The sequence below is a fragment of the Bradyrhizobium sp. UFLA05-112 genome (genome assembly GCF_053572325.1).
Genome location: NZ_JBANBK010000036.1, coordinates 1 through 18,860, shown reverse-complemented (window position 1 = coordinate 18,860; position 18,860 = coordinate 1). Strand labels below are relative to the sequence as shown.

Below are 18,860 nucleotides of genomic sequence, written 5' to 3'. Positions count from 1 at the left end.
GCAAGGTGCCTAGCGCCTCGCCGCCTCATGCTATCGTCGCGCCAGAGTGCAGCCCAGCGGCCGCGATGATCCCGCCGAGCTCTCGCCCGATTGCGTCGGCAGCTCGTCGAACATGTTCTGCTTGCCGGTGTTGAACTCGAAGATCTTGCGGAACACGCCGGGCATCATCGCCGAGATCGGATTGACTCGCATGACCGGCTTATCGGGCGCCCCGACGACCTCATAGGTCACGCCGATCAGTCCCTCATTGTTGCCGTTGCCCAGGAGAAGGCCGATAACGGGCAACTGGCCAAAGATATTGTTCACCCCATACACCGGCACGAAGGTGCCGCTCATGCAGACCTGATTGCCGGCATAATCGATCGCGCCCTCGATGGTGGCGCCGATCATCGGTCCCTTGACGACACCGTCGCGGATCGTGAGCGCACCGTTCTGCCGAGTGAATTCCGCGCGCAACGCCGTGAAGGATACGCCGCTCTGCGCGCCGTTGGAACCGCCCGCCGCAATGCGATCGAGCTGCTCCATCCCCTTGACCGTGAAGTCACGCACGTTGATGAGGCCTTCCCGTGCCGTCGGCTCCGATGTCGGCGGCTCCATCGCAACCACCATCTGGCCGCCGAACACCTTGTTGGTGGTGTCGGAGAAGCGCAGGAAAGCGCCGGCGTCGTTGGTCTGGAGGTAGATCACCTCGCGACCGCCCTGCGCGCGCCCGCCGCGCAAGTCTGCCGTCACCGGCGTGTCCTTGCCGACCTTGCCGTTCAGTGTGAAGGCTTTGACGGCACCGCTCCGCCGCGACATCTTGGCATCGACGCTGCGCATCGCCTCGCCGTTGAAGCCAGCGACCGCGCCGAGCTTGACGTCGATGTCGAAGTCGACGTTCTTCAGCTTGTTCTTGTCGTCCTTGCCGGAATTGCCTGAGATCGCCGACTTCAGGAAGCCGCGACCGTCGAAGACGTCGCCGCGCATGGTGCCTCTCACCACGCCGTCGGGACCGCGCTCCACCTTGAGCGAGGCCTTGTCGCCGTCGGACGGCGAATAGGTCGGGAAGTTCGCATTCATGAGGTCGCCGTTCTGGTCGACCTCGAGCGAGCCCTTGATCGACACTCCCGCACCTTCGACGACGATATCCTCGAGCCGCGTCGATTGCGCGGTCGGCACCACCTTGAAGCTGGCCTTGCCCGACTTGCCTGGCAGCTTCACCCAGCCCGGCAGGATGTTGTCGAGCTTGAGCGAGGTCAGATCGGCCTCGATGCCAAGGCGCGTGGTCTGCTCGGGACCGCTGGCAATCTTGCCGGAGACCTTGATCGGCAGCGAACCACTGACGGCGGGGCTCAAGTCGAACCCGAGACGGGCGCGGCTCGCATCGTCGAGCGTGGTCTGCAATTTGACGTCGGCATCGCCCTCGGCCGGCTTGCGGTAATCGAGCGAGGCCGCCTGGCCGTTGATCTTGACGTCGCCCTTGACCTGGTAGCCCTGATTGCTCGCGACGATCTTGAGGCTGTTCGCCTCGAGCTTCTGATTCATCACCAGCTTGTCGGCGGCGAAGCCGTTGAGGTCGGCGGCGACGGTGAAGCTCGTATCCGCCTTGGTCAGCTCGCCCTTCACCGGCAAGGCGAGCGTGATGTTGGCCGAGAAATTACCCTTGCTGGTGTTGGGATCGACGAAGGTTGCTGACAGATCGCTCAGACGATCATTGGCGAGAATTTCGGCAGCCGCGGGCACCGGTCCGTCGACGCGGAATCTGCTGCGCGAAGGCGACGGCTTTATCGCCATGTCCGGCACCTCGAAGGTGAAGTCCGAAAAGGTGATCTTGCGTCCCGCGGGTGTATCGGCAACGCCCTGCCCGATCGTCACCGTCGCGGTGCGTCCGGTGATGTGCGCCTTGAGGTCGGCGTCGTGTACTGAAGGCATGCCGTCCACGGGGTGAACCGCGACGCCGTTGGCAACGATGTTGACCGACAGGCCGTCCTCGGGGATCGGCGGGCCCTTGCGCGGGAGATTGCGCGTCGGCGAATTGACACCGACCTCGATGCGCTGGAGCGTGCCGCGCTCGATCCGCTCGATCACCCACTCACGTAGCTCCGGAACAATGAGCGTCGGCCACATCCGCTTGAGGGCGGTCGCCGACATCGGCGTGCCCGCAAAGCCGAGCATCAAACGCGGCTCGCCGGAATAGTCGATCGCGCCGGTTCCGGCGACGCCGATCTCGCCATTGCTGATGTCGGCCTGCGCCAGCACGACGCGCTTGTGGTCGGTGTCGAAACGGAAGCCGATGGCAATGCGGTTGAAGACCAACGGCGGTTCGTTGTCGATGCCGCCCAGCAGGATCGATCCGCCGCTGAACCCGAGCTGCCAGTCATTGGTGGTGCCATTCGGCGGCTCGAGATGCGCGAGCAGCGTAATCCGGTTGGCGCCGGAGATGATCTTGAACGGCGCCACCAGCACCCGGCGTCCGGCGTCCCATTCTAGGTTGAGCTCGGCCGAATCGATCGCCATCGGATAATCCGGCGTATCGGTGTCGATGATGTTGCCCGCGCCGACGACAACCTTGCCGCGGAAATAGGTCGGCAGGCCGTCGCGGCCGAGCTCGCCCTTGAGCTCGCCGGTCAGCGGCAGGTCAGCGTTGTAGGTCAGGTCCTTTAGCCGCAGCGCCAGCAGGATGTTCGAGGTCGAGACCTTGTCGGCCCGGACATCGACCGAGCGCACGCCGTTCTCGGCAGGGCCGATCGTGGCGCGGAGCGACCATGGCCGCGCGCCCTCTTCGCCGAAGCTGAGCGCAACGCCGCCACCGTGCGGTCGACGCAGGCTGAGACTGATGTTCTCGAAACTCCACTTGCTGCCGCGCTGCTGGTCGTCGACGATCAGATTGCCGTTCTTCAGGCCGATCTCGTTGAGGTTCTGGCCGTCAAGTCCGGTCATGCTCAGGCTGTCGAGCCAGTCGAGCCCGGCAAGCAATCCGCTCTGCGTGCTGCCGCCGGCCGATGACGCTGCGGCCGCATCCGGACCGGAGGGCGCGACGGGAGAGGTCGTCGCGGCAGGCGGTGCAGATCCCGGACGCGGGAAGGTCGGCGGCAGGCCCGCCTCCTTTTTCGACGCGACGCCGGTGGCGAGCGGCTTTGCGGTGTCGCCGGCCGACACCGTGACGGTCCCGTCGGGTGCGATCCGGATCGCGAGCTCGGCATCGACGAGATTGAGGCTCTCGGCGCGCAGCCGGCCCATCAGCAGCGCCATGCCCGACAGCCGCACTTCGGCCTTCGGCGCGCTTGCGACGATGGCGTGATCGCGGTCCCGGACGATGATGTCGCGAATGCGCACCGCGATGCGGATCCGCCCTGCGCGTTCGATCTGGGTGCCGCCGACCTCGACGGTGTTGCCGTGACCGATATTGTCCTCGATCGCAGCCGCAAGCCATGGCGTCGCCATGTCGAGATTGATGGGCCCCGCGCCGAGCCGCCACCACAGCGTGGCGAAGCAACAGACGAAAATGATGACGAGAGTGCCCGTGACGAGGGCAAGCCGTTTGACCCAGCGGTCAGCCGCAAGCCAGCGCCCGAACGTGCCGAAGCCGTCACCTACGCGATGAAAGCGGGAGTTGGAACGGGACAACAGCCGGCGCGCCCGGTGGCCTGCCGCCGCTTCCTGGTCCGGATCCCAATCGACCTCGTCCCATGCAAGAGGGTCTTGCTCTCCGGCGCGCTGATAGAGCTCCCCGCTGTGGTCCTGGGGCGACGAATTTCTTGCCATTGCCTCTCGATACAGGCGGCCATCCCTAGGTTGACCGCCGCCGGGGCCGCAGCCGTCCACGGGGACCAAACGTCCCTGCGCCGGCATTGCCGCCATTCCCTTGATGTTCCTGCTGTTCGTCATGTCGCCCCGAACGCGCGTTCAACGAGCAGTGGGGTGGTGTTTGGAATTCCTTGTAACCATCCTCCGGCGTCGACAGACTTGCCCAGCCGAGGGCGCGATTCCGGCGCGCCGGACGAGATCTGCAATACCGCTTTGGTTGACCCGCCGAAAGCGTCGAAAGGAAGGCGTATGTCCAAGAAAACGCGAAAGAAATCGTCCAAGACGGCCTCCGACAGCCCAACCCCAAGGAAAAAACGGACTCAAACGCGGACTACGGCGACAACAAAGCCCGCGACGACGCAGCGGGCCGCAACACGCAAATCAACCAAAACCTCTATCGTGGCAGCATCGCACAAGGCCACGTCGAAACGGTTAAAATCTTCCGAATCGGCAGCCGCCCCCACCAAGGGTGCCCTGTCCGAAGGCCAGAAGGCACCTGCCTTCAGCCTGCCGCGCGACGGCGGCGGCACGGTGAGGCTGGCCGACTATGCCGGCAACAAGCTGGTCCTGTTCTTCTATCCTCGCGCCGACACGCCGGGTTGCACCCGGGAGGCGATCGATTTCACCCGGCTCAAGGATGCCTTCGCTGCGACCGGCACGAGCGTGCTCGGCATCTCGGCCGACCCACCGAAGGCCCAGGAGAAGTTCCGCGACAAGCACAAGCTAGCCGTCCCCCTGATCTCGGATGAGCAGCATGAGATGCTGGAGGCCTACGGCGCCTGGGGCGAAAAATCGATGTACGGCAGGACCTTCCTGGGGATTCTTCGCACCACGGTGCTGGTCGGCGCCGACGGCAAGGTGGCGCGAATCTGGCGCAACGTCCGGGTCGACGGCCACGCCGAGGATGTGCTGGCGGCCGCAACATCCCTTTAACCAGTTGCGCGAATTCGAGCATTCCCGTTTCCGGAAAATTAACCATGAACGGCCCAGATTGCTGCGGCAATTGAGCCGTCCGGAACCTCTCCGACCGGCGCGGGAGTGCCGATGTCGAACAGTTCTGCCCAATACTCGCACTACTCCCAGCATCACCCTCACGACCGCGGGCGGCCCTTCAACCGCCGTCCTGTGAGCACCGCGGCCGCGATCCCCCTTCCCGCCGCCGACGACGCCTACACCATCGTGCATCACGGCAAGCAGGTCCGCCTCGGGCCCGTGGTGTTCTGGATCGTGGTCGGGACCATCGTGCTGCTCGGGCTGTGGTCGGCGGCGACCGCCACCTATTTCGCCTTCCGCGACGACGTGCTGACGCGGCTGATCGCCCGCCAGGCCGAGATGCAATATGCCTATGAGGACCGCATCGCCGAGCTCAGGGCCAAGGTAGATCGCACCACGAGCCGGCAGCTGCTCGACCAGGAGCAGTTCGACCAGAAGCTCGACCAGATCATGAAGCGGCAGACCGCGCTCGAGTCCCGCGCAACGGCGCTCGGCGCCATGCCCGACGTGACCGGATCGATCCCGCGCGCGACACCGCAACGCGGCGAGGCCAGCCCGTCACAGGGCACGCCAAAGCCCTCGCCGATCAGCGACACCGTGATTTTCGTGGCGCCACCGGATCGCGAGGCGCGGCTTGAATCGCGAACACCCGTGATCGCCAACCCACAGCCGAGCCAGTTCGCCAAGGTTCAGGGTTTTGACAATGTCCTGGTGCGCTTGCAGACATCGCTTGATCAGGTCGAGAGACGCCAGATCGCCGCGCTCAGCGCCGTCGAGGACGGCATGGAATCGCGCGCACGCCGGATGCGCGGCGTGGTCAGTGATCTCGGCCTGAACCTCGCCGATCTCGAAGCCGCCGTGCCGCGGACCGCGATGGGTGGCCCTTTTGTACCGGTCAAATTGACCGCGAATGCCGGTCCGTTCGAGAAGCAACTTAATCGTATCAACGTCACGCGCGCCGAGGTGGATCGGCTCAACCGCACGCTGGCGCTGGTGCCCTACCGCAAGCCCGTCATCGGCGAGGTCGAGTTCACCTCCGGCTTCGGCGTGCGCAGCGATCCATTCCTTGGCCGGCCGGCGATGCACACCGGCCTCGACTTCCGCGCCGCGACCGGCGATCCCGTCCGCGTTACCGCCAACGGCAAGGTGGTGTCGGCGGGATGGTCGGGTGGCTATGGCCGAATGATCGAGGTCGACCACGGCAACGGGCTCTCGACCCGCTACGGCCATCTCTCCGAGATCAACGTCAAAGTCGGCGAGATCGTGAAGATCGGCCAGGTCGTCGGATTGGTCGGATCGACCGGCCGCTCCACCGGCCCGCATTTGCACTACGAAACCCGCATCGACGGCGAAGCGGTCGACCCGCAGAAATTCCTGCGCGCCGGCGTGCGCCTCAGCGCGGGCTAGGTGCGAAGACACACCGGTCTCTCAGCGACGAGCACATGCTCGTCGCTTTTTTTGTTTAGCGCCGGCCGCCACCCATCCCGCCACCCGGACCACCGAAGCCGCCACCGCCGGGCCCCACGGGACCGCCAGGTGAGCCAAGGCCGCCAGGACCGGACGGACCGTTCGGGCCCGATGGGCCGGAGCCGGGAGCCGGCCCCGGGCCCGAACCAGGCGCGGGTCCACCGCCAGGCGCGCCAGGCTGGCCACTCGGAGAACCGGGCGTGCCGCTTCCCGGATGCAGGATCGAGCCGCCCGGCGAATGGGTGCCTGAGCCGGGCGGGCTGCCCGGTCCCTGCAGCGACGATCCCGGGAACTGCGTGACGGCCTGCACCGATTCGACCTGCAAGCCGCGGCCGCGATCGAACACGCCGTTCAGCACCACCCGTGCCTCGCCTGCGCTCGGCGCAAAACGCGAGCCGTCGTGGGCGACGAGACCAGAGCCAAGCTGCAGATTGGCGCCGGCCCGCTGCACATAGGCCTCGATCGATAGCCGGCTCGCACCGGCAAGATCCGAGAAATCGTCGATCCTGGCGTGCGCGACCTGGAGCATGCCCTGGCTCGCGCTGCCCTCGACCTGAACGCGCTGGCCGACCAGGGCGACATCAGCACCGTTCAGCCGCAGGCCGCCGATATGCAGCCCGTCGGGACCTCGCTCGAGCAGGCCGGAAACCCTTGCAGTGGCGTTGCGACGCTGCTCGACGAGGCTCGCGACGATCGTGCCGTCGGTGCGACGCAGCCCGAACACCGCCACATGGGTGCCGACGCGGCGCCAGCTCTCCTGGCCGCTCGCCACCACTTTCTGGCCGAGCACGGTGATCTCGTTGCCCTTCACTGCTTCAATCGGGCCCGCAACCTCGCTGGCGATGATGATGCTGCGCGTTGCCAGCGTGCCACCGGCCTGCCGGACGGCAACCACGCGCGCGAGCTGTCCGATGCGCAAGCTCTTGGTCGTCGCGGGCTCGCCGTCGATCCGCACCGGCACGTCGGCCGCGTAAGTGACGCGCTCGCCATTGACGTAGATGCTGCCGAAGCGCTGGATCACACCGACGATGCCGGTGCCGCCGATGCCCTGATCATCACCGCGCCTGATGCCAGTGCCGCCAATTCCCTGGTCGCTGCCGCGCTTGGTTTGTGCCCAGGCGGCAGCCGTTCCGGCGAGCCAGAATCCCGTCAGCAACAGGCGGCGGGATATGCGCGGCGGCGTGGTCATGAGCGACCGCCCTCGCCGGTGCCGTCGCTCTCCGCCTCGACATCCTCGCAATAGATGTAGATGCCGAAATTCCAGCGGGCATCGCCGCCCTTGTCCTTGGCGAGCGAGCGATTTGCCTCGCGGTTGGCGGTCTTGAGCGCCTCCATCGCGAGTTCGCGCGAGCGCGCCTCGAGCCGTTTTGCAAGTCTTGGCGATAGGCCGTTGTAATGCACCGCGCGTTCAAGGAAGCGCGGCGCAGGCCCTGAGACGTTTTCAGCCGCCGCGGCGATATGGTCGTGCAGGTTGCGGCCGAGATAGTGCCATTTGCTGTCGTCCTCACCGCGGGGAACGAAGGCAGCCTCGACCAACTCGATCGCGTCATCGCCGTTGATGGTAACGAGCCCGCGATCGAGCCATTCGTCGAGCACCGCGCGCGGCCGCACGTCTTTCGTCACGGAAGCGACGAGCTGCTCAAACGAGGGAGCCTCGCCTTCGGCCGTGCGCGGCAGCGGCAGCGGCTCGCCCTTCGCATCGGTGAATTCGGGCGCCGCCAGCCAGCGCGCGATCACGGCGCTGGTCAGCGACACCGCCGCCGGCGCCTCATGCACGGGCGCGCCGGCGCCGCGCAGCCGCGCGACCTCCTTGCGATGGATTCCGGTGAGCAGGCTGACGCGACTGTCGGTCTGCTCTTTGCCTTCGAGCGCGAAATCGTGCTCGGCCACGTTGACGAACAGCTCGCGGAGCAATTGCGCCAGCGCCGGAAAGGTCATGCCGCTGCGGATGCACAGGCGCACCAATGGGCGCAGCAGCCGCGCCAGGGGCGCGTGCAGCTTTGCCGCGGCGTTCGGCTGTGGTGCAGCCGGTCTATCCGCCGCCTTGGACCCGGGCTTGGCATTCATGGCTGAATTGTAACGGCGCCCCGCGTGGGACACAATCCCACTTTTTTCGCGCGCCTTGTTGACGTGGTAAATTTTCCCACATATACCGGACGCAACTGAGGGCACGACGCGAAAGGGAAAGTTGACCCAATGCCTGACCGCCCGGTCTGCAATTCCAGCAAGATTTCCGCACCTTTCGGCCGACACCGCCCTGGCGCGGTCGAGCCGATGCTGCCTGCGCTCGTGCGCGGCGTGATCTTCATCTCGACACTCGCGGTGCCCTTCGTCGCCGCCCTCCTGGCCGGCTGAGCGGAGCACGACGGCAACATGACCCATGTCAGCGAACCCACCCGCCCGTCGGTTCTTCACATCTTCAAGGTCTACTATCCCGACCTGTTCGGTGGCACGCTCACGGTGATCCGTGACATCTGCGCGAGCCTGAAGGATGCCTTCACCTCCGCCGTGCTGGTCTGCTCGAAGTCCGCCGAAGAACGCCGCAATATCGTCGTCAACGACGTCGCCGTGGAGCGCGTGCAGTCATTCGGCGACGTGCTCTCGCTGCCAGCCGCGCCGACTTATCCGTGGCGCCTCTGGCGCAAGATCGCGCAGCACGACCTGCTGGCACTGCACGCCCCCTTCCCGCTTGCCGACCTCGTCTTCGCGCTCGGCTTCGCTCGCAAGCGGCCGCTGGTCGTGCATTGGCATGCCGACATCGTCACCCATGCCGGTCTGCGCTGGTTCATCGAACCGTTGATGCGCCGGACCCTGCGTCAGGCCGCCGCCATCATCGTCTCCGACCGCGTGCTGGTCGACACCACGCCGCTGCTGCGGGAATTCGCTGCCAAGTGTCACGTCGTGCCGTTTGGCATCGACACCGCGAAATATGACTGGCCAAGGCTCGAGCCGGAGCACGTCAACGATCGCGGACGGCTGGTGCTCGGCTGCGGGCGGCTCGTTCCCTACAAGGGCTTCGACGTCCTGATCCGCGCTGCGGCAAACCACAACTTCGAGGTCTGGATCATCGGCGAAGGCGCCGAGCGCGCGCGGCTCGAGCAACTGATCGACGAGCTCGGCGTTCGCGAACGCGTCCGCCTGCTCGGCTCCGTGCCCGATTGCGAGCGCGTCAAGCTGATGTGCATCGCCGACGTGTTCGTGATGCCGTCGGTGACCAACGCCGAGACCTTCGGTCTCGTCCAGCTCGAGGCGATGGCGGCAGGCCGGCCCGTCGTCAACACGGCGCTGGATACGGCCGTGCCGCATGTGGCGCGTGACGGCATCGAGGCGATCACCGTGACGCCCGGCGACGCCGCAGCGCTTGGCGAAGCCATCGACACCCTGATTCGCGATCCCGAACGCCGCCGCCGCATGGGCCTTGCCGCGCGGACGCGCGCGGCGACGCGCTACTCCGCGATGGCCTTCAATAGTGGCATGGAGACGGTGTACAGCACGGCATTGGCTCAGGCGTCGGCCGCGAGCATAAGCCGCTCCGCTGCCGCCTCGTCCGCCACTCCGGCCTGGCTCGAGGTGATCCGGATCGCAGGCGCGCTGGCGTGGTCCGACATGCGCCATCGCTACGTGCGCTCGCTGCTCGGACCGTTCTGGATGTCGCTCCAGATGGCGATCGTGGTCGCGGTGCTGGGCTCGGTGATCGGCCAGATGTCCAACGCCGGGGTGCTGGCGCGGCTGCCCATGCTCGCGCTGTCGATGACGGCCTGGACCTTCCTCAACAGCGTCGTGCTCGATGCCACCACGGCGCTACAGGGCTCGGCGAGCCTGATCCGCGACCGCGCATTGCCGCCGGTGATCTTCCTCCTGCAATGCACCTTCCGCCAGGCGCTGTTCGCGCTCCACAATGCCTGCGTGCCGCTGATCCTGTGGCTGGTGCTGACCCCGCGCGATCTCTCCCACGCGCTCGCCGCCCTGCCGGGGCTTCTGCTCTTCATCGCCTGCACCTTCGCACTGAGCCTGGTGCTCGGCGCCATGGCGACACGGTATCGCGACCTCAAGCCGATCATCGAATCCTCGCTGATGCTCGGCTTCCTGTCCTCACCCGTGATCTGGTCGTCGGAGATGATCAATCATCGCTCGACCATCATGCGGCTCAATCCGCTGACCCACCTGTTCGCGGTGTGGCGCGAGCCTCTGGTGGGTGGGCATGTCGACACTCTGAGCATCGTCTATGTGCTGGCGTGCCTTGCCGGGCTCACCGTCGCGAGCTGGCTGACCCTCGTCCACCTGCGCAAAGCGGCCTTCTGGATCTAGCGTCATGGCCTCGATCAGCTTGCGTAGCGTCAGTCTCGATTATCCCCTGTACGGCGCCTACGACCACTCGCTCAAGCGCCGCCTGCTCGGCCATCTCATCCGCGAGGAAGGCGGGATGCGGATCATCCGCGCCGTCGACAACATCACGATCGAGGCCGAGGCTGGCGCGCGCATCGGTCTTGCCGGACCGAACGGCTCGGGGAAATCGACGCTGCTCCGCCTCATTGCCGGGGTCTATCCACCCAGCAGCGGCACCGTCGCGATCAAGGGCAACATCGTGCCGCTGCTCGGCCTCAATGCCGGCGTCAATCTTGATTTCGTGGCGGAGGACAATATCGCGCTTCTGCTCCGGATCTCCGGCCGCAAGCCGACCCGCGCCATCATCGACGAGATCTGGGCCTTCACCGAGCTCGAGGAGCGGATGCAGCGGCTGCCGCTGCGGATGTTCTCCTCGGGCATGCTGATGCGCGTGCTGTTTGCGACCGCGACCGCATTCCCGGCCGACATCCTGCTGCTCGACGAATGGCTCAGCGTCGTCGACGAGAATTTCTCGGCCAAGGCGCAGGCCCGGCTGCTCAAGCTGGTATCCCAGGCCGCGATCGTGATCATCGCCTCCCATGACCAGCCGCTGCTGCGTCGCACCTGCTCCACCATCATCAACCTCGATCACGGACGCGTTGCCTCGACGATCGCCGTCGAGCCGACCGCCGCACATCCATTCGAGCTCCGCGAGATACGCGCATGAAGAAGAGCATTCTGGTCGTCTCCGAGGCGCTCGGCGAGCCCAACCACAAACGCGGCATCTTCCACTTCAGCCGCGAATTGATCCGCTCGCTCGAAGCCGATGGCCACGAGCTGACCCTCCTCGTCGAGACCACGCGCCGCTATCGCAAGCTGCGCGGGCGCGAGCGGCGCACCGGGCTGTTTCCGCGGCAATCGCGCAACATCGAGCTTCTGGCGCTGTACCGCTACCTCGACTCCGTCAACATGAGCGAGCCGATGATGCGCAGCCACGGTGGCCTCCGTCGTCTGCTCGGTTGGATCCGGCACCGGATCGACATGGCGACGTCGTGGGAATATGCCCTCTGTTTTCTGCGGGCGATCGGCCTGCGCGGGATGAGCACGCGGCTGATCGAGAACAAGACCGCGGCGCTCGAATATATTCCGCCGGATCTGCGTCATCTCGAGCTGTTCCGCGACTTCCAGCTCGAAGCCGGCTTCTACAGCTATCAGGACTCCTCGGCGCTCTTCCTGCTGCCACCGCCGCGGATCGACGCCCGCGACTACGACGTCATCCTCGTGGACACGCCGACCCGCGTGGCGATCAAGCGAAAGCCCGGCGCCAAGGTGATCTGCGTCGTTCACGACCTCTTGCCGCTCACCGATCTCAAGCTCAGCGACGTGGCAACGCGCCTGTTCCTGTCGCGCCTGCTGACGAGCTTGCGCCAGGCCGACGAGCTCGCCTTCGTCTCCAACTACAGCATGATGCGGTTCAGGGAGCTGTTGCCGCAATTCGCCCATCTGCCTGCGAGGGTCGTCTACCCCCGCACGCAGTTCGACGCCCCGGATGTCCTGCAACTGCCAGCCCCGACGGGGCGTCCGGGGCGGCCGAGCTTCGTGGTCATCGTTTCCAACGAGCCGCGCAAGAACGTCGCCACCGTGATCCGCGCCTTCCGCGACATGCCGCAGGCCGACCTCGTCGTGATCGGCTATGCCGGCCATGCCTCGCAGATGCGCAACCTGCCGCCCAACATCCGCTTCGCCGGCTATGTCGACGAGCATGAGAAGGCGACCCTGATCGCCGAGGCCCACGGCCTGATCATGCCGAGCTTCGCCGAAGGGTTCGGCGTGCCGATCATCGAGGCGCTCGCGGCGAACACGCCCGTGCTTTGCTCCGACATCGCGGTGTTCCGTGAGGTTGCAGGCGAACTCGCCGATTATTTCGATCCGTTCTCAGCCGAGTCGATCCGCGCCTCCGTCACGCGCGTCATCGCACGACAGGAGGAATGCCGCCGCGACATCAGGGACCACCGCGGTGCGCTTGCCGAGCGCTTCGGGTACGAGACCCAGGCCCGCGATTTCCTCGGCCAGTATCGGCCCGCCGAAAGCTTGATGGCCGCGCAGTAGGCCACCGTCATGACCGTTGAAGCCACCGACGCGCGCGACGTGCTTGCGCCTTCGCGCAGCACGGCAAGGCTGATGTGCAGTGCCGACTTGCTCGCCGCGATGATCGCGGCCTCGCTACCATGGTCGACCTCGCTGCCGGCGATCTTCGTCGGGCTGTGGCTGCTCTTCCTCACGCCGACCATCGATTGGCGGGACTATGCGCGGTGCCTGAGGCAACCGGCCTTCGCCTTGCCCTTCGCATTTCTGGGCCTCGCGCTCCTCGGCCTGCTCTGGTCGGACGCTGCCTGGGCAGACCGGCTGCACGCGATCAAGCCGGTCGCGAAGCTCATCATCATCCCGCCGCTGCTCTATCACGTCCAGCGCTCGGAGCGTGGCGCGTGGGTCTTCATGGCCTTCCTTGCCTCGTGCGCCGTGCTCGCGGTCTTCTCCTGGATCGTGCTGTTTCACCCCGCGTGGAAGCTCGCCGCGACGGCATCAGCCGGAGTACCGGTCAAGAATTACATCGACCAGAGTCAGGAGTTCACGCTGTGCGCCTTTGCGCTCGCGTTGCCGGCGCTGACGTTCTGGCGCGAGCGGCGGCTGGCCGCCGCGTCTGGCTGCCTGGCGCTGATCCTGCTGTTCGTCACCAACATGCTGTTCGTCGCTTCCGCCCGCACTGCGCTGCTCTGTATGCCCGTGCTGCTCGCCTTGTTCGCCTGGCGGCATCTGGGCCGGCGCGCAGCGATGCTGCTGCTGGCAGCCACCGTCGCGGCGAGCCTCCTCGCCTGGACGACGTCGCCGTATCTGCGTCAGCGGATCGCCGATGTTGCCGTTGAATACCAGCACGGACACGAGGACATCAGCCACGCCTCCACCGCACAGCGGCTGACCTATTGGCGCAAGGCGATCGCCGCCTTTGCAGAGGCGCCCCTCCTCGGTCACGGCACCGGCTCGATCAAACGGCAATTCGAGCGCGCCGCCGTGGGGCAGACCGGCCTCGAGGCCGAGGTGGTCAACAATCCGCACAACCAGATCCTCAACGTCGCCATGCAATGGGGATTGCTCGGGGTCGTCCTGCTCTATGCGATGTGGCTGGTGCATCTCTCGCTATTCACAGGCAGCGGCCTCGCAGCCTGGATCGGGCTCGTCGTCGTCGTGCAGAACATGACGAGCTCGTTCCTGAACTCGCATTTGTTCGATTTTCACGCAGGCTGGATCTACGTGCTCGGCGTTGGGATGACCGGCGGCATGACGCTCAGGGACGAACGCCGCTGAATCGGCGCCGCCATACCGCCGACACGCGTCCGTCGATCACGAGCAGCGCACTGCCGATGACAAGCGCACCCGCGATCTCGCGCATCGAGACCGGCTCATCCAATGCGAGCCAGCCAAGAAGAATGGCAGTCACGGGAATGAGCAACGTCACCAGCATGACATTGGTCGCGCCCGAACGTCGCAGGATCTGGAAGAAGACGATATAGGCAAGAGCCGTCGACAGAGCCGCGAGGCCGAGCACCGCGAGCCAGGTCGCTACATCCGGCATCGGAAGTCGCCACGGCTGTTCGATCACGCCGGCGACGATCGCCATCATCACGGTCGAAGCCATCAGTTGAAAGGTCGCCGTCCCGAGCGGCGGCGAATCCTTCAGCAATCGTCTCGCTGCAAGCGCCGCAAGGCCATAGCTGAAGGCGCCACCAAGGCAGAGCAGAATGCCAACCCCATGCGCCGTCTGCGACTCGACGTTCCAGCCTCTCAGGATGACGACGCCGACGAGCCCCAAGGCAACGCCGGCCACGCGCCGCGTCTGCAACATCTCTTCGCCCGCAACCGCCATCACGATCACCGTGAACAGCGGCGTGGTGGCATTCAGGATCGACGCCAGTCCGCTTGGAATGAAGGTCTGGCCGATCACAATCAGCGAGAACGGCACGACGTTGTTGAGCAGTCCGATCGCGAAGAACGTCCGCCAGCCTGCAACACCCTTGGGAAAACCGATCTTCTGGACGCGCAGCAACGGCATCAGAATGGCCGCGCCGAGCGCGACCCGCAGGAACACGAGCGTCAAAGGCGGCAGTTCCCGCAACGCCGCGCCATTGAAGAAGAACGAGCCGCCCCAGAGGATCGAGAGCACAGAGAGCAGCGACCAGTCTCGCGCGTCGATCCGGTTGTCCTTGGCAATCATGGTGTCCCGCTTTGGCGATCGAACGGACCGCCTACTGCGAAACCACAGCCATTGCCACCCGATTTCCGATTGGGACGTGCGCCCTATTTCGGCCGCGACACGATCTCGATCATCCTGCCCTCGTCATCGTCGGGCATCACGGCCTTTGCGCGCGCATAGGCGTCCACAGCCGCGCGGCCAACCAGCGGCTTGTCGGCGAGCAGGCTTTCGGCGAGCTTGACCGCGTAGTCCGCATCCTTGTGCCGCAGCGCCGATGTGAACGTCGCGCCGCTGAAATCGCGCGCGACCATGCGCTTGGAGTGCCGCAGCACCTGCGGGCTTGCAGCGACACCGGCCTGGATCGACTCCAGCACGAGCTTCATGTCGAGCCCGGCCTGTTCGGCGATCGCAAGACCTTCGGCAAGGCCCGCAATCTGGATCGCACCCATGAGGTTGTTGATGAGCTTGTAGACCGTGCCCGATCCCACCGCGCCAAAATGGCGGATGGTCGAGCCGATCGGCTCGAGGAACGGCCGGGCGCGTTCGAGATCGGCGCTGTCGGCGCCGACCAGCAGCGTCAGCTTTCCAGCCGCTGCCGCGTCGGGCAGGCCGGTCACGGGGCAATCGATATAGATGAGCCCGCGCCCGTTCAATTCGCGCGCCATCTCGCGTGCGTGATCATAGGAGACCGTGGAGCACTCGATCGCGATCGTGCCGGCCTTTGCCGTCTTCGCGGCACCGTTGGGACCAAGCCACACGCTGCGCGAAGCCTCATCGTCGGCGACCATGGTCACCACGGCGTCCGCATCGATCGCAGCGTCTTCGGGCGAGGTCGCCCAGCGCGCGCCGCGCGCAATCAGGTCTTCCGCCTTGGCCTTGCTGCGATTCCAGAGCGACACGGTGAAGCCGGCATCGAGGTAGCGGCCGGCCATGCCGTGGCCCATCCGCCCAATCCCGATGAAGGCGACGCGGGGCATGATCAGTCGACGTCCTCGATCTCGCCGCTCGTGGTGCCGAAGGCGCGCTGGGCGAGCGTTGCGGCCATGAACTCGTCGAGATCGCCGCCGAGCACGCCCGACGTGTCCGAGGTCTGCACGCCCGTGCGCAGATCCTTCACCATCTGGTAGGGCTGGAGCACGTAGGAGCGAATCTGGTGGCCCCAGCCGATATCGGTCTTGGCGGCCTGGTCTGCCGCGGCCTTCTCCTCGCGCTTCTTCAGCTCGATCTCATAAAGGCGCGCGCGCAGCATGTCCCAGGCCTGGGCGCGGTTCTTGTGCTGAGAGCGGCCGGCCTGGCAGACCACTGCGACGCCTGTCGGGATATGCGTCAGCCGCACCGCGGATTCGGTCTTGTTGACGTGCTGACCGCCAGCGCCGCCCGAACGCATGGTGTCTGTGCGGACGTCGGATTCCTTGATGTCGATCTTGATGCTGTCGTCGATGACCGGAAATACCTGCACGCTCGAGAACGAGGTGTGCCGCCGCGCATTGGAATCGAACGGCGAGATCCGCACCAGACGATGCACGCCGGCTTCGGTCTTGAGCCAGCCATAGGCGTTGTGGCCGGAGATCTGGATGGTCGCGGACTTGATGCCGGCCTCTTCGCCCTCGGACTCTTCGAGGTACTCGACCTTGAAACCGTGGGTCTCGGCCCAGCGCGTGTACATGCGCAGCAACATCTGCGCCCAGTCCTGGCTCTCGGTGCCGCCGGCACCGGCATGGACTTCGAGATAGGAATCGAAGCGATCGGCCTCGCCCGAGAGCAGCGCCTCGAGTTCGCGCCGTGCGACTTCCTTCTTGAGGGCTTTCAGCGCCGCTTCGGCTTCCGCGACCACGCCCTCATCGCCCTCGGCCTCGCCGAGCTCGATCATGCCAATGTCGTCTTCGAGCTGCTGCTCGACCTTGCCAATACCGGACAGCGCATCTTCCAGCGAGGTGCGCTCCTGCATCAGCTTCTGGGCCTTCTGCGGATCGTTCCAGAGATTGGGATCTTCAGCGAGCTTGTTCAGCTCAGCGAGGCGCGCCGTCGATTTCTCGACGTCAAAGATGCCTCCTCAGCAGCCCGACTGACTGCTTGATCTCTTCTACCAACCGTTCGATTTCGGCGCGCATGTCGTTCTCTGGTCTAGCGTATGATCCGGGAAAGTGTGCAGCGGTTTCCCGAAAAGATCATGCGCAAACAAAAACCTGAAGCGCGATGACAATCTCATCGCGGAGGGGATGTAGCGGCGGCGGCCGCAAAGCGCAACCGCCGGAGCTTTGGATCGCCAGCTTTATCCTGAGCCCTCTGGACCCTAGTACAACCCGCCGGTGCCCGGCCGCATGAAGAAGCCGGAATCGGGCGGCGCCTGCTGCGTGCCGCGGCCGTCGGCGTCGGCAACGCCGATAACGGAGTAGTTATCCGGCGGCGCCGTGCCAGGCTTGAAGGCTTCCAGGATCGTGCCGCCGGTCTCGCCCGGCCCTGCGCGCATGCCGGTCTTGGCGACGACGCGGATCAGCTTGATACCGGCCGGAACCTTGAACGGAACTGCCGGCTTGTCGGCCAGCGCGAGCTTGAGAAAATCACGCGCGATCGGCGCCGCCAAATGGCCGCCTGTCGCAGCGTTGCCCTTACCGAGCGGGCGCGGCTTGTCGTAGCCCATATAGATGCCGACTGCGATGTCCGGCGAGTAGCCGACGAACCAGGCGTCCTTGGCCTCGTTGGTCGTGCCGGTCTTGCCGGCGATCGGCTTGCCGACTTCCTTGACGACTGTCGCGGTACCGGCCTGGACGACGCCTTCCATCAACTCGGTGATCTGGTAGGCCGTCATGGCGTCGAGCACCTGCTCGCGGCGGTCGACGAGCTGCGGCTCGGTCTGGTTCTTCCAGCCGCCCGGCGCGTCGCAGCCGCGGCATTCACGCTGGTCGTGCTTGAAAATGGTGTGGCCGTAGCGGTCCTGGATGCGGTCAATCAGGGTCGGTTTCACGCGGCGGCCGCCATTGGCGATCATCGAATAGGCCGTGACCATGCGCATCGCCGTCGTCTCGCCGGCACCGAGCGCAAAGGAGAGATAGTTCGGCAGTTCGTCATAGACGCCGAAGCGGCGCGCATATTCGCCGATCAGCGGCATGCCGATGTCCTGCGCAAGCCGCACCGTCACCGTGTTGAGCGACTGCCGCAACGCGTTACGCAGTGTCACCGGTCCCTGGTACTTGCCGTTGGAGAAGTTTTCCGGCCGCCAGACGCCGCCGCCCTGCCCCTGATCGATTTCGATCGGCGCGTCGACCACGACGGTCGACGGCGTATAGCCGTTGTCCAGCGCTGCCGAATAGACGATCGGTTTGAAGGACGAGCCCGGCTGCCGATAGGCCTGCGTAGCGCGGTTGAACTGGCTCTGGTCGAACGAGAAGCCGCCGACCATCGCGAGCACGCGGCCGGTCCAGGGGTCCATCACCACCATCGCGCCCGACACTTCGGGGATCTGGCGGAGCCGGTACTGGCCTTCGACGGGTTGCCCCTCCTTGGTGTAGAGCGGATCGGCATAGATCACGTCGCCCGGCTGGAGCACCTGGGATACCGCGGTCGGCGTCTTGCCCCTTGCGGCGCCCGAGGCCGCTCGCGCCCATCTCACGCCGTCGAGCGTGACGATGCCGGTCTCGCGCTGCTTGCTGACGGCACCGCCGAGCTCGCGCGCGGGCTGGAAGCCAAGACGCGCCGACTGGTCGCTGGTCTCCAGCACCACCGCCATGCGCCAGGGCGAGATGTCGGACAGCGACTTGATGTCAGCAAGCTTGACGCCCCAGTCGCCGGAAATGTCGAGCTTGCTGATCGCGCCGCGATAGCCCTGCTGCTCGTCATAGTTCACGAGGCCCGTGACCATGGTCTTACGGGCCATGACCTGGATCTTCGGATCGAGCGTCGTGCGCACCGAGAGGCCGCCCTCGTAGAGCTTCTTCTCGCCATAGCGCTCGAAGATGTCGCGACGAACCTCCTCAGCGAAATATTCGCCGGCGAAGGTGTGGGCGCCGTTGGAGCGGTTGGTGACGACCAGCGGCTCCTT

15 protein-coding genes are annotated in these 18,860 nt (G+C 65.7%); 7 read left to right on the top strand and 8 right to left on the bottom strand.

The genetic code is table 11. The features are described 5' to 3' along the window. Positions 1–30 precede the first annotated feature (30 nt). Both SO180_RS21260 and SO180_RS21255 read right to left on the bottom strand, forming a co-directional pair. Positions 31–3,840 (bottom strand): hypothetical protein, encoded by a 3,810-nt coding sequence (locus SO180_RS21260; RefSeq protein WP_449380841.1) that lies wholly within the window; start codon positions 3,838–3,840, stop codon positions 31–33. Between the two features lie 23 nt (positions 3,841–3,863). Then, positions 3,864–4,067 carry a hypothetical protein gene (locus SO180_RS21255; RefSeq protein WP_449380843.1) on the bottom strand — a complete coding sequence of 68 codons (204 nt, stop codon included), beginning with the start codon at positions 4,065–4,067 and terminating at the stop codon, positions 3,864–3,866. Between SO180_RS21255 and SO180_RS21250 the strand changes: the two genes are divergently transcribed. Further along, a complete protein-coding gene (locus SO180_RS21250) occupies positions 4,036–4,719 on the top strand; it encodes a peroxiredoxin (RefSeq protein WP_449380840.1) in 684 nt (227 codons plus the stop codon). The genes SO180_RS21255 and SO180_RS21250 overlap by 32 nt on opposite strands. Before the next feature lie 111 nt (positions 4,720–4,830). Continuing rightward, positions 4,831–6,186, top strand: a complete 1,356-nt coding sequence (locus SO180_RS21245; RefSeq protein ID WP_449380786.1) for a M23 family metallopeptidase — start codon at positions 4,831–4,833, stop codon at positions 6,184–6,186. Positions 6,187–6,241: 55 nt separating this feature from the next. On the opposite strand, the gene SO180_RS21240 is transcribed toward SO180_RS21245, so the two are convergent. Beyond that, positions 6,242–7,435, bottom strand: coding sequence for a DUF5666 domain-containing protein (locus tag SO180_RS21240; RefSeq protein ID WP_449380785.1), 1,194 nt, complete (start codon positions 7,433–7,435; stop codon positions 6,242–6,244). After that, complete coding sequence (locus tag SO180_RS21235; RefSeq protein ID WP_449380784.1) at positions 7,432–8,313, bottom strand: DUF6502 family protein; 882 nt, start codon at positions 8,311–8,313, stop codon at positions 7,432–7,434. Before SO180_RS21235 ends, SO180_RS21240 begins: the two co-directional genes overlap by 4 nt. A gap of 129 nt (positions 8,314–8,442) precedes the next feature. Here SO180_RS21235 and SO180_RS21230 point away from each other — a divergent pair, with 129 nt between their 5' ends. From SO180_RS21230 to SO180_RS21210, 5 genes are read left to right on the top strand one after another with little or no spacing between them, the layout of a single operon-like run. Then, entirely contained in the window at positions 8,443–8,601 is a 159-nt protein-coding gene (locus SO180_RS21230) for a hypothetical protein (protein ID WP_449380783.1), read from the top strand. An 18-nt stretch (positions 8,602–8,619) separates the two neighbouring features. Then, positions 8,620–10,554 carry a glycosyltransferase gene (locus SO180_RS21225; RefSeq protein ID WP_449380782.1) on the top strand — a complete coding sequence of 645 codons (1,935 nt, stop codon included), beginning with the start codon at positions 8,620–8,622 and terminating at the stop codon, positions 10,552–10,554. A 4-nt stretch (positions 10,555–10,558) separates the two neighbouring features. Then, the gene (locus SO180_RS21220) at positions 10,559–11,299 is read left to right on the top strand and encodes an ABC transporter ATP-binding protein (protein WP_449380781.1); all 741 of its coding nucleotides are present in this window, start codon (positions 10,559–10,561) and stop codon (positions 11,297–11,299) included. Continuing rightward, positions 11,296–12,681 carry a glycosyltransferase family 4 protein gene (locus tag SO180_RS21215; RefSeq protein WP_449380780.1) on the top strand — a complete coding sequence of 462 codons (1,386 nt, stop codon included), beginning with the start codon at positions 11,296–11,298 and terminating at the stop codon, positions 12,679–12,681. Before SO180_RS21220 ends, SO180_RS21215 begins: the two co-directional genes overlap by 4 nt. 9 nt (positions 12,682–12,690) lie before the next feature. Further along, positions 12,691–13,935, top strand: a complete 1,245-nt coding sequence (locus tag SO180_RS21210; protein ID WP_449380779.1) for an O-antigen ligase family protein — start codon at positions 12,691–12,693, stop codon at positions 13,933–13,935. Here the strand turns inward: SO180_RS21210 and SO180_RS21205 are convergent. The 4 genes from SO180_RS21205 to SO180_RS21190 form a co-directional block, all read right to left on the bottom strand. Further along, complete coding sequence (locus tag SO180_RS21205; RefSeq protein WP_449380778.1) at positions 13,916–14,842, bottom strand: DMT family transporter; 927 nt, start codon at positions 14,840–14,842, stop codon at positions 13,916–13,918. The genes SO180_RS21210 and SO180_RS21205 overlap by 20 nt on opposite strands. 83 nt (positions 14,843–14,925) lie before the next feature. Further along, complete coding sequence (locus SO180_RS21200) at positions 14,926–15,798, bottom strand: NAD(P)-dependent oxidoreductase (RefSeq protein WP_449380777.1); 873 nt, start codon at positions 15,796–15,798, stop codon at positions 14,926–14,928. Positions 15,799–15,800: 2 nt separating this feature from the next. Next, positions 15,801–16,932 (bottom strand): peptide chain release factor 2 gene (prfB, locus tag SO180_RS21195; RefSeq protein ID WP_449380776.1). Its coding sequence is split into 2 segments (ribosomal slippage): positions 15,801–16,862 and positions 16,864–16,932, totalling 1,131 coding nucleotides; the frame shifts between segments, so codons are not numbered across the junction. A gap of 182 nt (positions 16,933–17,114) precedes the next feature. Further along, positions 17,115–18,860: penicillin-binding protein 1A (locus tag SO180_RS21190; protein WP_449380775.1), on the bottom strand; the 1,746-nt coding region annotated here is incomplete at its 5' end.